The following is a 16,872-nucleotide window of genomic DNA, read 5'->3' as shown; positions in this document are numbered from 1 at the left end:
ACTGACAGGGTCAATTTTGATTTTTATACTTAATACAGATTTCGACTTGGAAGAAGATAATGATAACGAAAAATATCCCATTGACTGATCTGCATCGCCATCTAGACGGTAATATTCGTACTCAAACCATTCTAGACTTAGGCAAACAATTCAATATCGCCCTCCCTGCTGATAACATCGAAGCGCTAACGCCGCACGTACAAATAGTAGAAGCCGAACCATCATTGGTCGCTTTTCTTGCTAAACTCGATTGGGGAGTAGCTGTGTTAGGTGATCTTAACGCTTGCCGACGCATCGCTTATGAAAATGTGGAAGACTTAGTGAATGCACAAATAGACTATGCGGAACTACGCTTTTCCCCTTACTATATGGCGATGAAACATAACCTTCCCCCCCAAGGGGTTGTAGAAGCCGTTATCGACGGAGTAAAAGCTGGAATTCGGGATTTTGACGTTTCAGTTAATCTTATCGGCATCATGAGCCGAACTTTTGGTACAGAAGCTTGTCAACAAGAACTTAATGCGATTCTCAGCCATAAAGAACACTTCGTTGCAGTCGATCTAGCTGGAGATGAATTAGGGCAACCTGGCGAACTCTTTGTTACACACTTTAAACAAGTCCGAGATGCCAATTTACATGTCACAGTACATGCTGGAGAAGCTGCGGGGCCAGAAAGTATGTGGCAAGCTATACGAGAACTAGGTGCAACACGTATTGGACATGGCGTAAAAGCGATTCATGACCCTAGCTTAATGGATTATCTCGCTAAACAGAAAATAGGTATTGAGTCATGTCTAACATCCAATATACAAACGAGTACTGTTGACAGTTTAATTCAACATCCCATTAAATCATTTTTAGAGCACGATATTTTAGCGTGTCTAAACACCGATGATCCTGCTGTTGAAGGCATCGAGCTCCCCTATGAATATAATATTGCAGCTTATAAGGCAGGGTTAACTCCGTCCCAAATTCATCAGGCACAAATGAATGGATTAGAAATGGCTTTTCTTTCTGACAAAGAAAAGCATCATCTTAAAATGAAAGCCTCTCAACGAGCTTAATGCTCCCTTGAGCATAACCATACTAATGTCAGTCACCACTTCAATAAGGGCTGACATTAACTCAATGTATCGATAGAGTAATATCAATCTAAATAAAAATATGATCTAATTAAGGCTATTTAACTACTACCGTCATTCATCATGAATAGTCTTAATAGTATCAACTTTAAAAAGCTCGCCAGTCAGCAAAAATCCATTCAGATGAAAATGAGATTACTGGCTCTTGCTCATTTCAAAGATGGACAATCTCGAACACAAATTGCCAAATTTGTCATACGCTTATTTGTTTGGCTCAGTCTGCCCCGCAAGAGGGGTAGGTGAAGCTATCATAGTGCCTTGGGTCAACAAAGAGATCATGATAAATCACCTCGCTCAAATCTCTAAAGCGACAATAAAAGGACGCCATGCCGTTGTGATCATGGATGGTGCAAGCTGGCATACCGATGATATTGCTGAGCAGTTTGACAATGTCAGTATCATCAAATTGCCGCCCTATTCACCAGAGCTCAATCCAATAGAACAGGTATGGAGTTGGTTACGACAACATTTCTTGGCGAACCAAAGTTTCACCAACTACAACGATATTGTCGAAAAGGTATGTCACGCATGGCATCGATTTTTGGAATGCACCGATAGGGTACAAAGAATGTGTAAAAGAGATTGGATTGAGCTGACCAGTTAATTTTCCAGATTGGTATAAAAAAGCCGCTAATAAATTAGCGGCTTTTTTAATAGTGGCGGAGAGATAGGGATTTGAACCCCATCTCTTTGAAAACCTATATATATCAAGCTCTTGAATTTTCTAGCTTTCTACGTTCATCAATCAAATGTCACGTTGACGAATGTTAATCACGATCAGTATACGAAAACAATCGAACTTAGCAAGGGCATCAAGCATATAAGCCAAAATATTTTCTAACATCCTTACCTTGCCAACTAAACCTCTTAATCCTAGCTATGACTGATTACCCCTGTACGCGGGTAAAATTTACATTAACCCCTTTAGGGGTTAAAGTGCTATTATCCTCTGTAGGGGTTAATTTACATTGGAGGAAGATATGCTCATAACAAGTCCTAAGCAACTGGGAATATACTTGCGTGATGTACGTAGGAATCAAAGGCGAAACCAAACCAAAGTCGGAGATATTGTTGGTTTAAAACAGACAACTGTATCAAAGCTCGAACGAGATCCAGCTTCGTCCAGTATCGAAAGTCTGATGCGCCTGCTGTCATCACTAGATCTTGAGCTACATATTCAAGACAAAGCTGTAAGCCGTGAACAAGAAAAGCTTCGTGATCCTGATGATTGGTAGAACTTATTATATATTAGTCACACTGCCTCGTCCAAGAAGGCCCAAAAGGTATGAGGAAAACTAGTTTTGCTTCTATGCGAACCTAATGTCGTTGTATTTAGTTGATATTATTAAATTACGTCACGTTTAGAGCTTTCAATACTTCCCCTCCTTATGAGATGAATGATACATTTGGTTGCATAAGAAAGTGACAGAATAGTTGTCTGTATTGGAAGGCACCAAGATCGTGTACATATTCAAAAATACTGAACTAAACAACAAGAAATCAGCAGACTATGAAACTAAGTCTTTGCTTTATCTATTTGGTATGAGAAAAGATAGTGAAAAAGTTGATATAGTTGTTATTGATTGCTTCAATGATGTAACGGGAGTGAATGAGTCATTTGATTTAATGCTGGATGTTCAAAGTAAAAACTATACTAAATTTACCCCATCACTTATCGGTTCAAGCCTATATACGCTCTACGACAACCATATTTCAGATTTTACATTTAATGACTATGTATTGTTCAGTAAACCACTAGATGCTTCGTACCTTATAGATAGCAAAGCTGATTGCTTTGGGTATGACAATATAGTTCCTAAAACAAAAACTAGAATAGAAAAGAAGCTACGGGAAGTTATTGTAAAAAACCATGGCAGCATTGATGAAAGCATGCTTGATTCTTTTTTAAGATCTATCACCTTTTTTGGTGACAAAAAAAGCTGCTCAGACTATATAAAAAAAGTAACGAAGTTTAGAGCTAAAAAAATTATCAGTGATACAACATATGAGAATATTTTTAACGAAATAAGAGATGTTCAATCATCGCTTAAAAATAGTGAAATTGAAAATATATCGATATCATCTCCAAGTGAAGTTCTTAATCTTAATCGATATTTAACAAAAGATAAACTTCACTCATTGATAATAAGCAGGTTGATTGGGGTTTCAAATATTTTTAAAGAAGATAGCTTACCAACAAGATTTTTTGAAGTGATACATAAAGAAGGGTTAAGCACCAGCTTTGATGATATGAATGACGTAATTATTGATTGCAACTCTAGATTAAGCCGAACTTTCTTTGATAAAGGCACGTCAAAATATTTTTGGAATCTAGTAGAAAAAATAATAAAGGGCATAAAGAAATTTGAAACATTAGATGTTTATCATTTATATTCTTACATTGAAGAAGAAGTAAAGAAAACTCCCCCACACTTAGATAAATTATCAATTTTGTTTTTAATTTCATTGATCGTTCAGGGTATAAATAATGATATTTAAAGAGTTTGCGATTGGAAATGGCAACGAATCATATTGCGAGAAAAGATTCAATAATAATGTAAATGTAATATTTAGTGATGACAATAATCGAGGGAAAACTCTGGTATTACAAGGAATGTTTTACGCTATTGGGAATAGCCCTATTTGGCCAGAAGGTTTTGATTATAAGTCATATTACTTTTATACTAAGCTAGAAATTGATTTTGTTGATTATCATTTCATTAGAAAAGGTTCCTCTTTTATAGTGAAATTCAATAGTAATATTAAAATATTTGACTCGGAAAGTGATTTAAGGACATTTTTATCAAAGATAATTGGATCGTTTCCTAAAGTTCACAAAAATGGTATTGATGTTACCGTTGATTTGTCTACCTTTTACGAGATGTTTTTTATAGGCCAAGATAAAAGAAACCCTTCTAGTTTAATTTCAAGTAATTACTTTAAAAAAGATGACTTCAAATCTATGCTCTGTCAGTTGAAAGGTATTGATAGACCGATATTTGATAGTGGCGATGAAGTAGAAAGAAGAGAAAAGATAAAGAATTTAAAAGCTTCTCGGCAATCCATATTGAAAAAAATGATGTTGGTATCTAAAAACCCAGCACTATCTGTAATAACATCTAAAACACAAGATGCAGAGAGAGCAGAAAGAATAAGGAATCGAGTTAAAGAAATAACCAGAGACATAAATGAACGACAGAAAAAAAGGAACCGAGAAACTATTAGAGTTGAAAAGCTACAGTTGTTAAAGAATGAGTTAAACTCACTCAATAGAAGTTTAGAACTTGGTGAGGTTATTTGTTCTGATTGTAAGTCGAATCGAATTGTTTTTAAAAACAAAGAAATAGAGTTTGATGTAAGCAATATTGAGGTTAGAAATGAGATACTAAAATCTATTGACGAAAGTATTGAAGTTCGAATTGAGAGTAGTGCATCTTTAACTCACGAAATAAATGTTCTTCAAGATAAATTGAAAACTATCCAGAAAGAAACTCCTGTTGATTTATTTCAAATTGCATTATTTTCCGATGACATACGTTCTGAAGAAGAATATGACAAGCAAGCAAGTGATCTACTTAAAGAGATAAAAGAATTAGAAAGCTCAGCTAATGCTATCAAAAAGGGATTTAAAGATACTCAAACTGAGTGTAAGGATTTTATTAATCACTTGGTTTTATTAATGAATAAGTATTGTAAAAAAGTGGATCCAAGTGGAAGATTAAATTTCGAAGATTTATTTTCAAAGAAAAATACTGTCTATTCTGGAAGTGATAATCAAGAATATTATTTCTGTAGAACCTTGGCGATTAACGAAGAGCTAGGCCACCGTTTCCCAATAGTTGTTGATTCGTTTCGAGATGGTGAGCTTTCTACATACAAAGAAGAGAAAATGCTTGATATATATACTTCATTAGGTAAACAAGTTATTTTAACATCTACTCTAAAAAAGCAAGAGTATCAGCAAGATAAATATAATTATCAAGGTATTACTTCTATTGATTACAGTAATCATGAGGATGGAAAGCTACTTTCTTCATTACATAATGATAGTTTTTCAAAAATTATTAATCAGTTTGGCGGTTTGATACAGATTAACTGAGTTCTATAGGAAGAAATTAGTACGTTTCTATCAGATGAGTATTCCTACCAACCCGCTTCAAATCTCGAATCGCCGCAGACTCCGTGGCGATTCTTAGTGGTCTGTCATACAGTATTGTATTGTTCAGAATATCGATATCGCAGCGATCAGTGTGTGTAAATTCGATCACCCCGTATGGAGTCTTGAATACACCTTTTCGACCAGTAGTCATTACTGTCAGACGATCAATCGGAATCTGAGAAATTACGCCATATTCTGAAAGAGCAGATTCAAGCGAGATGTAATTGTATTCACCACGACGTAGACTTTTAGCCACATATTCAATGGTATAACAACCTCTGTAGCGACTTAAAGCAAACACATAAACGCCTCGGCAAGCTCGTTCTAGTACCCCAAACTTGATTAAACGCGGTAAACTTTGCTTAAAAGCTTCTTCACTGTCATCAAAAAATACTCTTCGCAAGTTGCGCTTGGTATATACATAAATGCGTTGCCTATCAAATTTATGCAGACGTTCTAACGCCGTTTGAATATCCATATTGTTTAGTGTGATAAGTAGACGATAGGAGTAACCATAGCATACTTTAGTGTCCACTTGATGAGTCATTGACAGCATCACAAATGGAGTCAGTTTCTTCTAAAAAGTACGTCAGCTGCTTCTCAAGTTCATGATTTACACGGTTAAGTTCTGCGATATTAGATTGATACTCATGTAGCTTACTCTCTAAGATTCGATAATTTACTGAAAGATCGGTATTTTCATCCTGGACAGTGCTTAACTTACGTTCAGAATTTTCCAGTGCTTCTGTCATTGACTGTAGCTTAATCGAACTTTCAGTTAATTTGAGACAAGTGCTCTCATAGCGTTCAGATAGTTCAGTCAGCTGAGATTCAAGCCTTTCCACATCGTTAAGTGCATATTCTCGTTGTACTGTTAGTGCTGAATGCGCTTTCTCGACTTTTGATAGACTGGCTTGGAGACCACAAATGGTATCTTGCTGGTTTTCTAACCTGTCATTTGCTTGATTGAGTGAACTCGTAAGTTGACTGATATTTTTTAGTAACTCAGATTTCTCGTGTTGTGATTCGACTAGCTCAGATTGCAGAGCTTCAATTTTCTCCTCTAGTTCATCATTTGCATCTGTAGCCCTTTGGAGAGTCTGTTCAATATCCAAAGCTTCTCCCTCAGACTGCTCTTTTTGTTTGATCGCGTGTTGGCTGATTGCCTCTGCTTCTCTAATGCGTGTGTAAGTAATTGACTCAAAATGGGTATGAATACAGTCATTCATAGCGATAACAATATCTCGAAGTGATGTGGAGATATCATGTTCCTTTCTTTCGAGAAGCTCTTGAATTTCCGCTGGTAGCTCATATGAGGTTCTTACTTGAGTAGTTGTTGATGGGGGATCATTTTGTGCTTCTGGAATCCTACCGTCAGCAATGAGCTTTTCCAGATCAGCCTGAATCGAAGAGCTTTTTCCTCGTTGTAAATACTCTCTAATTCGCCACCCGCTGGGCTTCTTTCCTCTGCTAATCAGCTCATTAGCGGCTTGGATGAGGTCTTCATCAGTGTAAGTTTTCGGTCTTGCCATGCGGTTCACCATTATTATTGTTTTTTTAATGAAAGTTAGTAAGTTAGTAAGTTAGTAAGTTAAGAACTTAACTAACTTACCTTTCAAACGTATCGCTTTCTGACTTTTGGTCGGTCTTATTGCGCTCAAGATTACTTTTGCGTAGTTCTACTGATTCCAACAGCAGCTTTGCTTTTACCTGCATGCTGGGTGGCAGGTTCAACATATCTTTCATGGCGTTATCCAAGAATGATTCAACCATCCGTGATTGACCTGATTCTTTAGCTTTCAAACCCAAGAAAACTGACTGACAGAACTTGCTTAAAGGACGGATGATGTCATCTTTTAAGCTTTGAACTAACTTTTCTAAAGCGTGCTTTTCAGCACGCAATTGAACGATTTCTTTTTTCTCAGCAGAAATATCTCGGCTATTTTGCCTTTTTAGTTCATTGATCATTTCGTTTTCGCCTGTAGAAATAGCAACTTGCGTTTTAATGTCGTCTAGTTCACTTCTTCCAGCTTCAATATCACTCGCGAGTTCCTTGCGTTGTATTGCTTGTCTTTTGAGCAAGTAGTTATTTAAGTTGTTTTTCCTCTGGCTTTTCGGAAGTTTTGCTTGCTGATCCATTTCTTTACGCTGCTTTGTTCTCCTTTCTGTTTCAGTAGAAAACTCAACTAACAACCCCTTTGAACGACACAAATGCTTATTCGCAAAATCCTGAACCATTCGTTGAAAGTAATGCCCAAAGTCTTGTGTCTCCTCACGTGTCAACTTTGAATCATTCGGAAAGAAATCCTTTACCCCTGTAACTTTTTCTATGTATTCGCTCACAACTTGTATTTGGCGTTTGTGAAGATCAAATTTGTTGGTTTTCTGATTCAACGCAGATAAAAAATAATGTGTGTGGCACCCTGTGTTTTGGTTTTTATCCCTTTCATCGTCATGGCAAATAATTGTTTTAATTTCATAGTCTGGGAAATAATGAACAAGGAATAGCCGAGTGAACTCGATATAGTCCGATGCATTCACCAGATCACTACCAACCTCCCATCTGTGAGGGATCTTAAAAATCCCTTCTTGGATGAATATGTTATTAGTCGGCGCTCTGTGTTGTAGCTGATTGTGAGCGTTCAGATAAGTCTCTAGCATCTTGAGACGCTGTTTCTTGCGCTGCATTGTCAAAAGAGAAAACTTCTGAATAGAGGAGTACGAAACATGACCATCAGTTTCTAAAATACTCTGCAAAAACTTAGCAGCATCCGTGTTACCACTTTTGATTTCACTATCTATTGCGTTTTTCATTTTTCGGCGATACTGGCGCTGCTGTGTTTGAAGCTTTAATTGGTTGTGAATACGTGGCTGTGGAACAATCTTATACAAGAGTTCAAGCCGCTCAGCTTCAGTCCAAGATTCTATTGGAGAAATATGGTTGTTTATCCACATGAAATTGTGTTGACTTAGCTCCTCGTTCCACTCAAGTTTCTTGGATATTTTGGCATTAGTTGGAGGAGCAATCCGCAGTGAATGCGCAAGAGAGTGTTCGCATTTCACACGACTTTCTGTAGTTGAAGAGTAATTCATTCGTCGGTGGAATAGTCTGATTGTTCTCATTCTCGACCTCCCTGAGGTCGAGTTAGAGAGTCAAGAGAGCCTTCTCTTGCCCGCAGCTTCCGTGCATCTTTTGCGGAGCAAAAGTGTGACGGAAGCGTAGCGGGTTGCCATGTCGTCACATTTTCAAAATGTACGACTTTATGTTTGGTCTCAATGGTCACCGTGCTCATCTGTCGCTCTCCAGCATGCCTTCAAGAAGTTGAATGAGCTGTGGTTTGGACTGAAGTTTTTTCAACAACACTAACGAAGAGTGAGGAACTGCAGGTAAAGTCACTGTTGGCTTTATTTGCGGTAGGCCGAATATCTCCTGAAGGTGTTGCGCAGCCTCTCTTGCGTAGTTTGGTGAATCTTCACGAATCCATCGACCGTAGTGTTTGTCGATCATTGTTGTGCTTTTATGCCCCATTTGAACAGCGAGCCAGTCTTTGCTGATCCCCGCGGTTAAGCACTGGGAAGCGAATGTATGACGTAGCTGACCAACACCTCTGTGAGCCACACCCGCTTGTTCTAGAAATTTAATGAAGAATCGTTCAGTGAATTCTTTAGCATCAGTAAAAGGTTGATTCGTTTTCGTATTTAAGAAAATGAAACTGACAGAGTCTTTCGTGAATGTTTTATTGTCGCATTCAAGAATGTTGATTGTTTGTGGGCGGCGCTTTCCTGTCAGTTTCAGCTGCTTTTTCAATAGCTTTAAAGCAAGTGGATTTAAATCAACTTCACGTACCGAGCCTCTAGTTTTTGGGCATTTATAAATGTTCAATACACAAGCGCGACGGACATAGAGCACTTCGCGTTCCCAGTTTATATCTTGCCAAGACAATGCTATTAGTTCACTGATACGAAGACCTGTCAGCAGATTCAGCATTACGGCATTCTGTCCTTGGGTACAGACATTCTTGCACTCATACATCCGTGCTAATTCCTTTTTTGTGAAAGGGTTTGGCTCCAGTTCTACCGTTTTGTAGTTCTGTACGCCTTTCATTGGATTTCGGGCAATTACGCCATCACGTACCGCTTTCAAAAAAATACGACGCAAGATTGTCAGATGTTCGTTGATGGTTTTGTTGCTAAAGCGCTCGTGCCAACTTACTAGAAGCGTATTAATCTGAGAGTGGCTAACTGCATTGATGGCGAACTCTCCCAATGCCTCGTTTATATTCTTTGTTCTGCTGAGATCGGAGGCTAATGTCGAGGGAGCTGAACAATATTTTCTCTCTATGAGATATGCGTCGATGTAGTCTTTTACAGTTAGTAACTTTGTAGTTGTAATAGTTTTCATAATATTTTCCGTTTTTTATCGAATGCAAGTCATTCGTCAAAACGGAAAGTACGGCCAAAAATCACAGTCGTCAATGGTGTAAGGTATTGAAAATTAACAATAAAACATTTACTTTTGACATTGTTTGTCTATACGTAGAAAGAATCGACGTCGAATTTGAGATTATTTATCAAACCTATACACATTGAGTTTATCGAGATTTTTGAGCTAGAAAATTTTTTGAAAAAAATGCTCTGTTCGGTCAAAAAATAACCACTGGATTGGTTGGTAGGGGAAGATTGTGGAAAGTAGCAATCTCTAAAATGCTAAGACGATTGGGTTTGGCTTAATGGACTGAAAGACATGTTTGGTTAACTTTAGTCACTTCTCGCAGAAGGAGCCAAAGTTTAGATATCATAGTGTACGGACTAGTTTTCTTTTATCCCCATCACGTTGTCTCCCATGAAAAAGTAGTCCTCAGCCAACTATTTTGCCATACATGATCTCATGGATAGACAAAATACAGAACTGGGCTCCATTTTGTTTCACGAAGACGAGTAACTTTCAATTTCTTGATGAACAACTCTTATATGCAACTAAATCCGTGCTACATTGTTGAAAAATCTGTTGAGTAAGAAAATTCATGAAAATTAACGTATTGAAAATCAAGAAAGATAACATTTTTACTGACGCATATTTAGATTTGACGCAGAACAACGAACTAGATTTTGAAAGTAAGAAAGTATGTGTCCTGTATGGCCCTAACGGTACTGGAAAAACAAGTTTATCAAAGGTTTTAAATCAAGATAAAGGCGTAGAATATACACTGAATATTGATGGTACTGAATTTACCGAAAGTGGTGCTCTTATAGCCCATGTAATCTCAGACCAAAATGACAGAAACGTAATTCAGGGTGAAACTCAGGATTTCATCCTCGGTGAAAATATTAAAAAGGAATACGAACTTAAAGAAAAGTTAAACAACAGTTTTTCTTTTCTGTTTGAAAAAGAACTTGTTGACCTCCTCAAGAAAAACTATCAGATTTCGAAAATGAACACGAATTTTGATGAGCTAATTTTAGATGGAGATATACGAGGTTATATTTCAGATATAGCAAACAGCCGCTCTAGGGGGAAAAAAATTGATCGTGAAAAATTCATTGATACAGTGTATGGATATGAACTACCTGAAAAGCCAGACTATGAAGAGTTAAAATTAAGGTTTTTCATAGAGGATTTTGCTAGAGATGACTCTATCATTCGAGCTTTATCGAATTACAATTTTCAGCTCAATGGAAAAGAGCAAAGCATAGTCAAGCTAGAAGAACAAAGCGAAGCTGTAGCAATCCTCAATAAGTTTAATTACATAGACGAGTGCTTAGTCTGCGATCACCCTATTGATGCGGTAGCTAAATTAGCTCAGAAAAATAAACAATTTGATCAAACATCCAAGACGATGGATGAAAAAGAAAAGGAGATTGCAGAGAAAATTATCAAAAACTTATCTCAGCCTGACTCGTTTAATATCAAAGATCGAGTTAGAACTGCTATAAAGAAATCTGACAAGTCTTTCATTGAGGATTTAATTACTGAGTTCAACAAATATAAATCAGTCTATTGGCAACTACTCAAGCATGATTTTATCACAGCTTCAACAAATCACATGCTGCAAGAAGATAATGAAGCCTATCAAGCCTTACTCAAGAATAAACCCACATTTGGAAGTGAAGATATATTATTCATCGAACAATTTCTAAATGAGTCTCTTGAGCGTGAAATTTCACTAGAGCGCGATGTTAATAACAACATCAGACTTATGCTTGGTGGGAAAGATTTTCTAAACAAAAATCGACAAGACCTTGAGCTGAGCAATGGTGAACAGAACTTTCTTTCACTAGCATTTGAACTACTAAAAGCAAAAAACTCGACATGTGATTTAATTGTACTTGATGACCCGATATCGAGTTTTGATTCCATATACAAAAACAAACTAGCCTATGCGATCTTAAGCTTCTTATTTTCTAAAAAGACGCTAATCCTCACCCATAACACAGATTTAATCAAACTCTTAGAACATCAAGCGAAACAGTGCCTAAACTTGTATTACTTCAACAATATTGAGGGTGAGAGCAACGGGTTTACACCAATAAACCAACAAGAAATGTCGATTCTTTTGTATATCCATGAATTTCTAAACCTATTAAGAGGGGATATAAAAGACGAAATTGATGACGAAAAACAGTTTCTGATATCTCTAGTCCCATTTATGCGTGGTTTCTGTCAAATTCTAGGTTTAAACGAAGAAAAAAACAAATTAAATCAGTTAATGCACGGTTATTGTGATGAAATAATTAATGTTACAGAAATTTATGAGAAGCTATTTTCAGATAGAGTTCTAAGTGCAGTTTATAATGTATCGGCGAAGGATATTATTAGTTGGGACTATACAAAATTCAATCCATTAAAGAATGAGGCTTACCCTCTACTTTCAAAAACACTAAGGCATACACTCACGTACCTGTATTTAAGACTACATGTTGAAAAAGTTTTAGTTGATACATACAACATCAATACAAAGAAACACGATATGCTGTCTAATATTATATTCGCTTCATTTAAGGGAAGTGAACGAGAAAAAATACAACATCGTGTTTTCTTCATGTCTAAGAAAACTCTTCTAAATGAGTTTAATCACTTTGAAATGGATATGAATATCTTTCAGCCAGCCATAGACATCACAGATAAGGCTCTTAAAAAAGAGCGAGAGCAGATACTCAAAAGATTAAGAGAACTTTAACTTTGTTAGTAGGCACCTAAAAATGGTGCTTACTTTTCAATGAAGTATATTAGTCATTCAATGGGTTTTAGACATGAGTTAACCTTCACGATTGAAGAGGGATACTCTCAATTGGATTGGAAACTACGTCTGTAGGCTCGTGTTAACACCAAGGCGTGGGTCGCAACGATATGGAATGATGTTAAAAATGAGCAACTTAGATAACTTATCACCTATTGACTTCGAAGAATTGTGTAGAGATATTGCATCACAGAAAATGGGAGTCAGCTTCTCTGCATTCGGCCCAGGCCCAGACGGTGGAATTGATGGACGCCATTCGACAGCGGAAGGTGACATTATTATGCAGTGTAAGCACTACTCGAAGACCTCCTTTTCAGGCTTAAAAAAAAATGCAGAAAAAGAGAAAAGAAAGTTAGATATACTAGAACCCAAACAATATCTGTTCTTCACATCTCACTCACTTACTCCAAATAAAACTTCTCAATTAACGCAGGTACTGTCCCCACATATTCTGAATAGCAATGATCTTATAGGCAAGGAGGATATTGAAGCTGCACTTCGAGATTTTCCCAATATTGAAAAGAAACATATGAAGTTATGGCTATCAAGTTCTGCTGTATTAGAGCGAATTTTACAGTCTGGACTGGAGGCCTACACACAAGCGACTAAAGAAGAGATTCTCGAAGAACTGGCAGTCTATGTAGTGAACCCAAGCTTACATCAAGCAATTGAACAATTAGAAAAGGAAAAAGTCCTTGTTATATCGGGACAACCAGGTGTTGGCAAAACAACGTTAGCAAAAATGGTTTCTTATCACTATCTAGAAGAAGGCTGGGAGTTTGTTTCAATAAACTCTTTAGAGGATGGTTTTTCCAAGCTTAACAATGAGCAGAAAACTGTGTTTTTCTTTGATGATTTTTTAGGGAGAATTGAGTTAGATCGGCAGACTCTCCTTCAGAAGGACAATGCTTTATCACTCTTTGTAAAGAGAGTGGTCAAAGCTCCCAACGCAAGATTTATACTAACTACTCGTGCACATATATTTGAAGAGGCTAAGTTGATATCTGATCGAGTGGACAGTACGAAGTTTCAACTAGCTAAATATCTTTTAGATGTTGGTAAATATACGCGTAAAGTTCGAGCAGAAATTTTGTTCAACCATTTGTTTATTTCGTGTTTGAAACCGAAATACGTAGAGTCTCTTATTAAAGGTGATTTACTTTGTCATATCATAGATCATCGAAACTATAATCCTCGCGTGATAGCTTTTGTGTCCAGTGAGTTTAATGAACACATTTCTCCAACTGATTACCCTAGCTTCATATTGAATGCGTTAGACAACCCTGAAATGATTTGGAGTAAACCTTTCCGTTCTCTAAGTTCTAGCTCCAAACACTTACTGATAACACTATTTTTTCAACAAGCTTTTTTTGGGGTCAGAATAGAAGAACTCAGGAGTCAGTTTTCAAAATTGCATAGACATGTTTGTGCGTTCTATGGCCAATCCACATCACAGGGAGACTTTAACTTGTCACTAAAGAGTCTTGAATCTGGTTTTATCTCCATTTCAGGCGGCAAAGTTGATTTCGTAAACCCTTCTGTTCAAGACTTTCTAAAGTCGTACCTTAACGACAAAGAGTTTCTAGGACTTCTACCATCCGTTGCCATAAAAGCAAAGTGGGCAAAAAATCTATGGGCGCATATGAAGAAAGTTTTTACGGAGCCAGAAGATTTGCAGTATTGCGCTCAAACATTTTCAGGCTTTGCAACTAAAATCCAATGCTCACCAACTCAGTCAAAAACGCCATATGCGGGTTTATTTAACGGGTATGCCATAACTTTTACAGATTTATCTTTGTCGGAAAGGGTCGAATTTTTATTCGATTTATGGTTTTTTAGTAATTGTTCGAACTTTCTTGATCAGGCACTAGAATTACTGGAGTCTTCTAATCTAGATATTGATGGGGGAAGAGATGGGCGAGACTTACCAGAGCTTCATTGCTGGGTGAGAGACTATATTGAAGAAAACTCTTCAGTATCACAGGACCTATTGAGAGCAATAGAAGAAAAAATAAGAGGTATATTAAAACAAGGCGTTCATATCGAAGATTTGAATATGATAATTGAGAATGTTAATTATTATATACCTAATAGTAAAGAACTTGGTATTCAAAACCTTATAGAACACTGGGTAGACTTCGAACTTTCTTGCACTTCCGAGTCTATTGCTCAGCTTGATTTAGAAAGCGATTTGTCAGACCACATTGGATTTTTGGATGAATTATCTAAACTTACGAATCGTGATGCAGAAGAGGCAAAGAATACGGTATATGCTCGAATAAGTGAATTAGATGAACACGAAGATGTTTCCTTTGAATCAATATCCAAACCGTCCAAAGAAAGCGAAAAAGACGTTCTGTTCAGTGATGCAGATATCAAAAGCCTATTTGCAAACCTTCTGGTATAAGATGTACAGTCGCATAGTGAATTTGAACACTTGATTGAAGGTTTGCAAAACATAAAATTATCCTTGAGATGCTAACTTAAAAAATTTACTGACGCGTTTATATCCAACTTATTCTTAAAGCGGCTCGCTAGAAGCCGCCTTTATCTCGGGTTTGAAAACCTTGTCAGTTATGATTAGTTGACTCTGTAGCTATTAGCTTTAGAACTTCCGCTGCAATCCGCATAGCCTTTATGCCAGCAGGTATATCGAGCTTATCGGAATACTGAACCCATACTTCGCCGTCTTTCGCAACACGTATCATGACAAATGTATCATTGAGAAATGATTTGCTGACGCCTAACTGTTCATGAATGTCTTCCATACTAAAACTCCTTCCTAGCCTAGATTTATTGCAATAGAGTACGGTGTATTACGGCGGTCTATACAGAGTTGCATTTTGTTTTCAGCTAGAAATTGCATAAGAAATATAAGCTTATCTTCCCGCTCTATTTCTTGGGTATCAACCTCGTATCCCAGAGCTTCCTTCACTGAGTAGAAGGACTCAACACTTGAGTAAATTTGATCAAGGAACAAGGGATAATCGAAGATCGTTTTAGAAGAGTCACGCTGCAAAGCTGATCTAAGTCTATATACCGCTCTAATCTGTTCAATTGATATCCCGCAAGTTAACAGATTAAAGAAGTCATAATCATTAGTAAAATCAGCATGTTCAATAGCTTCTAGAATCGCTTTAAGCTCAAAGTTTGCTAGTTTACGCATACTTCACCTCCACTGGCAGAAATTTATTAACTGCTTCATTCAATTGCTGAATTTTCGCTTGTTTCCCGTATCGTCCAAAGGTGATGTTGGGATGAGCATGACCAACAATCTCAGCCACTATGTGCTCAGGTGTATCAGCAATCTTTAACTCATCGACAAAGGTATGCCTGAAGGAGTATGCCGTTGGTCGTGCATTCGGCTTCATTCCAATTGTTGTTTGTAGTTTTCCTAGATTGGTACGGTATCGAAATGACCAGTCTTTGTTCTCACCGTGGGGTTTGTAATCAAAAAGCTGTTTTTGCTTTTGCTCTCGGCGCTCTTGCACATACTCAAGAAACCCTTCTTTTATCAATTGATTGTGCAAGGGAACAATACGCGAAGCATTGGACGTTTTTAGCCGCTGATCAGCTTCGGAATCAGAAACTGTTATGCATGGGATGCCTTCAATTGTTTGAATGTCATTAGTCGTTAACTGGCAAACTTCAGAAGGCCTGCATCCTTGATAGACTTGTACTTTAGTTGTCCACTGAAACTGGACATCTTTTTTACGAAATTCGGAGCTAGAAAATAGCCTTTTAAGATCTTTCAACTGCCACCGATCGCGTTGCTGGGATGCTTTTGTTCCACGGCTTTTTGGTGCTTTTATCGCTTTGAAGACATTTTTCTCAATGAGTTCAATTCGTTCACAGTAATCAAAGAACTGCTTATTGGCTGCAATGTATTCTTTTACTGTCTTTGCACTTAATCCTTTTTCAATTAAGTGATCTCTGTAAGTGTTGGCAGCTTTCGCAGATAAGCAGATCTCCTGTTTGACTAGATAGTTCAAGAAGTTAGTACACCGTTGATTTAATTGAGTTAGAGTCAAAGGCGTTACTTGTTCCAGACGTTTACTACGAATAAAGTTATTTAACTCGGTAGTAAGTTCTTGTGCTCCAACCAAACGACTGTTTAGGCTTTCTTCAGGAGCAGGAGCAGGAGCAGGCATTGCTCGGGTCTCCATACTCATTGACGTACATTTTGACTGTGGGTTGTCTAAATGCGGAAGATTAGAGCAGAACTGTTGGCGAATCTCCGCCACCTTTGTAGATAATACCAATCTAAATAAAAATATGATCTAATTAAGGCTATTTAACTACTACCATCATTCATCATGAATAGCCTTAATAA

General features: G+C 37.3%; 13 protein-coding genes and 1 pseudogene. 7 read left to right on the top strand and 7 right to left on the bottom strand.

Annotated elements, in window-relative coordinates; translation table 11 throughout:
- Positions 1-59 precede the first annotated feature (59 nt).
- The 5 genes and pseudogenes from add (at position 60) to B7C60_RS02065 (ending at position 5,241) form a co-directional block, all read left to right on the top strand.
- Positions 60-1,064 (top strand): adenosine deaminase, encoded by a 1,005-nt coding sequence (gene add, locus B7C60_RS02090; protein WP_099610211.1) that lies wholly within the window; start codon positions 60-62, stop codon positions 1,062-1,064.
- A 277-nt stretch (positions 1,065-1,341) separates the two neighbouring features.
- Positions 1,342-1,746: pseudogene (locus B7C60_RS02080) on the top strand (IS630 family transposase); the annotation flags it as partial.
- Positions 1,747-2,122: 376 nt separating this feature from the next.
- Positions 2,123-2,377 carry a helix-turn-helix domain-containing protein gene (locus B7C60_RS02075; protein ID WP_031847495.1) on the top strand — a complete coding sequence of 85 codons (255 nt, stop codon included), beginning with the start codon at positions 2,123-2,125 and terminating at the stop codon, positions 2,375-2,377.
- A 226-nt stretch (positions 2,378-2,603) separates the two neighbouring features.
- A complete protein-coding gene (locus B7C60_RS02070; protein ID WP_099610209.1) occupies positions 2,604-3,641 on the top strand; it encodes a hypothetical protein in 1,038 nt (345 codons plus the stop codon).
- A complete protein-coding gene (locus B7C60_RS02065) occupies positions 3,631-5,241 on the top strand; it encodes a hypothetical protein (RefSeq protein ID WP_047731990.1) in 1,611 nt (536 codons plus the stop codon). The genes B7C60_RS02070 and B7C60_RS02065 overlap by 11 nt, the downstream gene beginning before the upstream one ends.
- A 16-nt stretch (positions 5,242-5,257) precedes the next feature.
- On the opposite strand, the gene abiEi is transcribed toward B7C60_RS02065, so the two are convergent.
- The 4 genes from abiEi to B7C60_RS02045 form a co-directional block, all read right to left on the bottom strand.
- The gene (gene abiEi / locus B7C60_RS02060; protein WP_172953221.1) at positions 5,258-5,779 is read right to left on the bottom strand and encodes a type IV toxin-antitoxin system AbiEi family antitoxin; all 522 of its coding nucleotides are present in this window, start codon (positions 5,777-5,779) and stop codon (positions 5,258-5,260) included.
- A 46-nt stretch (positions 5,780-5,825) separates the two neighbouring features.
- Positions 5,826-6,833, bottom strand: coding sequence for a DNA-binding protein (locus tag B7C60_RS02055; RefSeq protein ID WP_069489843.1), 1,008 nt, complete (start codon positions 6,831-6,833; stop codon positions 5,826-5,828).
- A gap of 76 nt (positions 6,834-6,909) precedes the next feature.
- Positions 6,910-8,424 carry a hypothetical protein gene (locus B7C60_RS02050; RefSeq protein WP_099610206.1) on the bottom strand — a complete coding sequence of 505 codons (1,515 nt, stop codon included), beginning with the start codon at positions 8,422-8,424 and terminating at the stop codon, positions 6,910-6,912.
- 166 nt (positions 8,425-8,590) lie between these two features.
- Positions 8,591-9,703 carry a tyrosine-type recombinase/integrase gene (locus B7C60_RS02045; RefSeq protein WP_099610205.1) on the bottom strand — a complete coding sequence of 371 codons (1,113 nt, stop codon included), beginning with the start codon at positions 9,701-9,703 and terminating at the stop codon, positions 8,591-8,593.
- Positions 9,704-10,325: 622 nt separating this feature from the next.
- On the opposite strand from B7C60_RS02045, the gene B7C60_RS17025 reads away from it, so the two are divergent.
- Positions 10,326-12,479 (top strand): AAA family ATPase, encoded by a 2,154-nt coding sequence (locus B7C60_RS17025; RefSeq protein WP_157928672.1) that lies wholly within the window; start codon positions 10,326-10,328, stop codon positions 12,477-12,479.
- Between the two features lie 175 nt (positions 12,480-12,654).
- A complete protein-coding gene (locus tag B7C60_RS02035; RefSeq protein ID WP_099610204.1) occupies positions 12,655-14,946 on the top strand; it encodes an nSTAND3 domain-containing NTPase in 2,292 nt (763 codons plus the stop codon).
- 163 nt (positions 14,947-15,109) lie between these two features.
- On the opposite strand, the gene B7C60_RS02030 is transcribed toward B7C60_RS02035, so the two are convergent.
- From B7C60_RS02030 to B7C60_RS02020, 3 genes are read right to left on the bottom strand one after another with little or no spacing between them, the layout of a single operon-like run.
- Positions 15,110-15,307: a hypothetical protein gene (locus B7C60_RS02030; protein ID WP_080539361.1), complete on the bottom strand. Its 198-nt coding sequence runs from the start codon at positions 15,305-15,307 to the stop codon at positions 15,110-15,112.
- Between the two features lie 14 nt (positions 15,308-15,321).
- A complete protein-coding gene (locus B7C60_RS02025; protein WP_099610203.1) occupies positions 15,322-15,705 on the bottom strand; it encodes a hypothetical protein in 384 nt (127 codons plus the stop codon).
- Positions 15,698-16,690, bottom strand: coding sequence for a tyrosine-type recombinase/integrase (locus B7C60_RS02020; protein WP_245868422.1), 993 nt, complete (start codon positions 16,688-16,690; stop codon positions 15,698-15,700). Before B7C60_RS02020 ends, B7C60_RS02025 begins: the two co-directional genes overlap by 8 nt.
- Between the last annotated feature and the right edge of the window lie 182 nt (positions 16,691-16,872).

The organism is Vibrio fujianensis, assembly GCF_002749895.1.
In the GTDB taxonomy this organism is placed as follows: Bacteria; Pseudomonadota; Gammaproteobacteria; order Enterobacterales; family Vibrionaceae; genus Vibrio; species Vibrio fujianensis.
The sequence above is the reverse complement of the archived record's forward strand: the minus strand, read 5'-3'. Positions and strand labels throughout refer to the sequence as shown.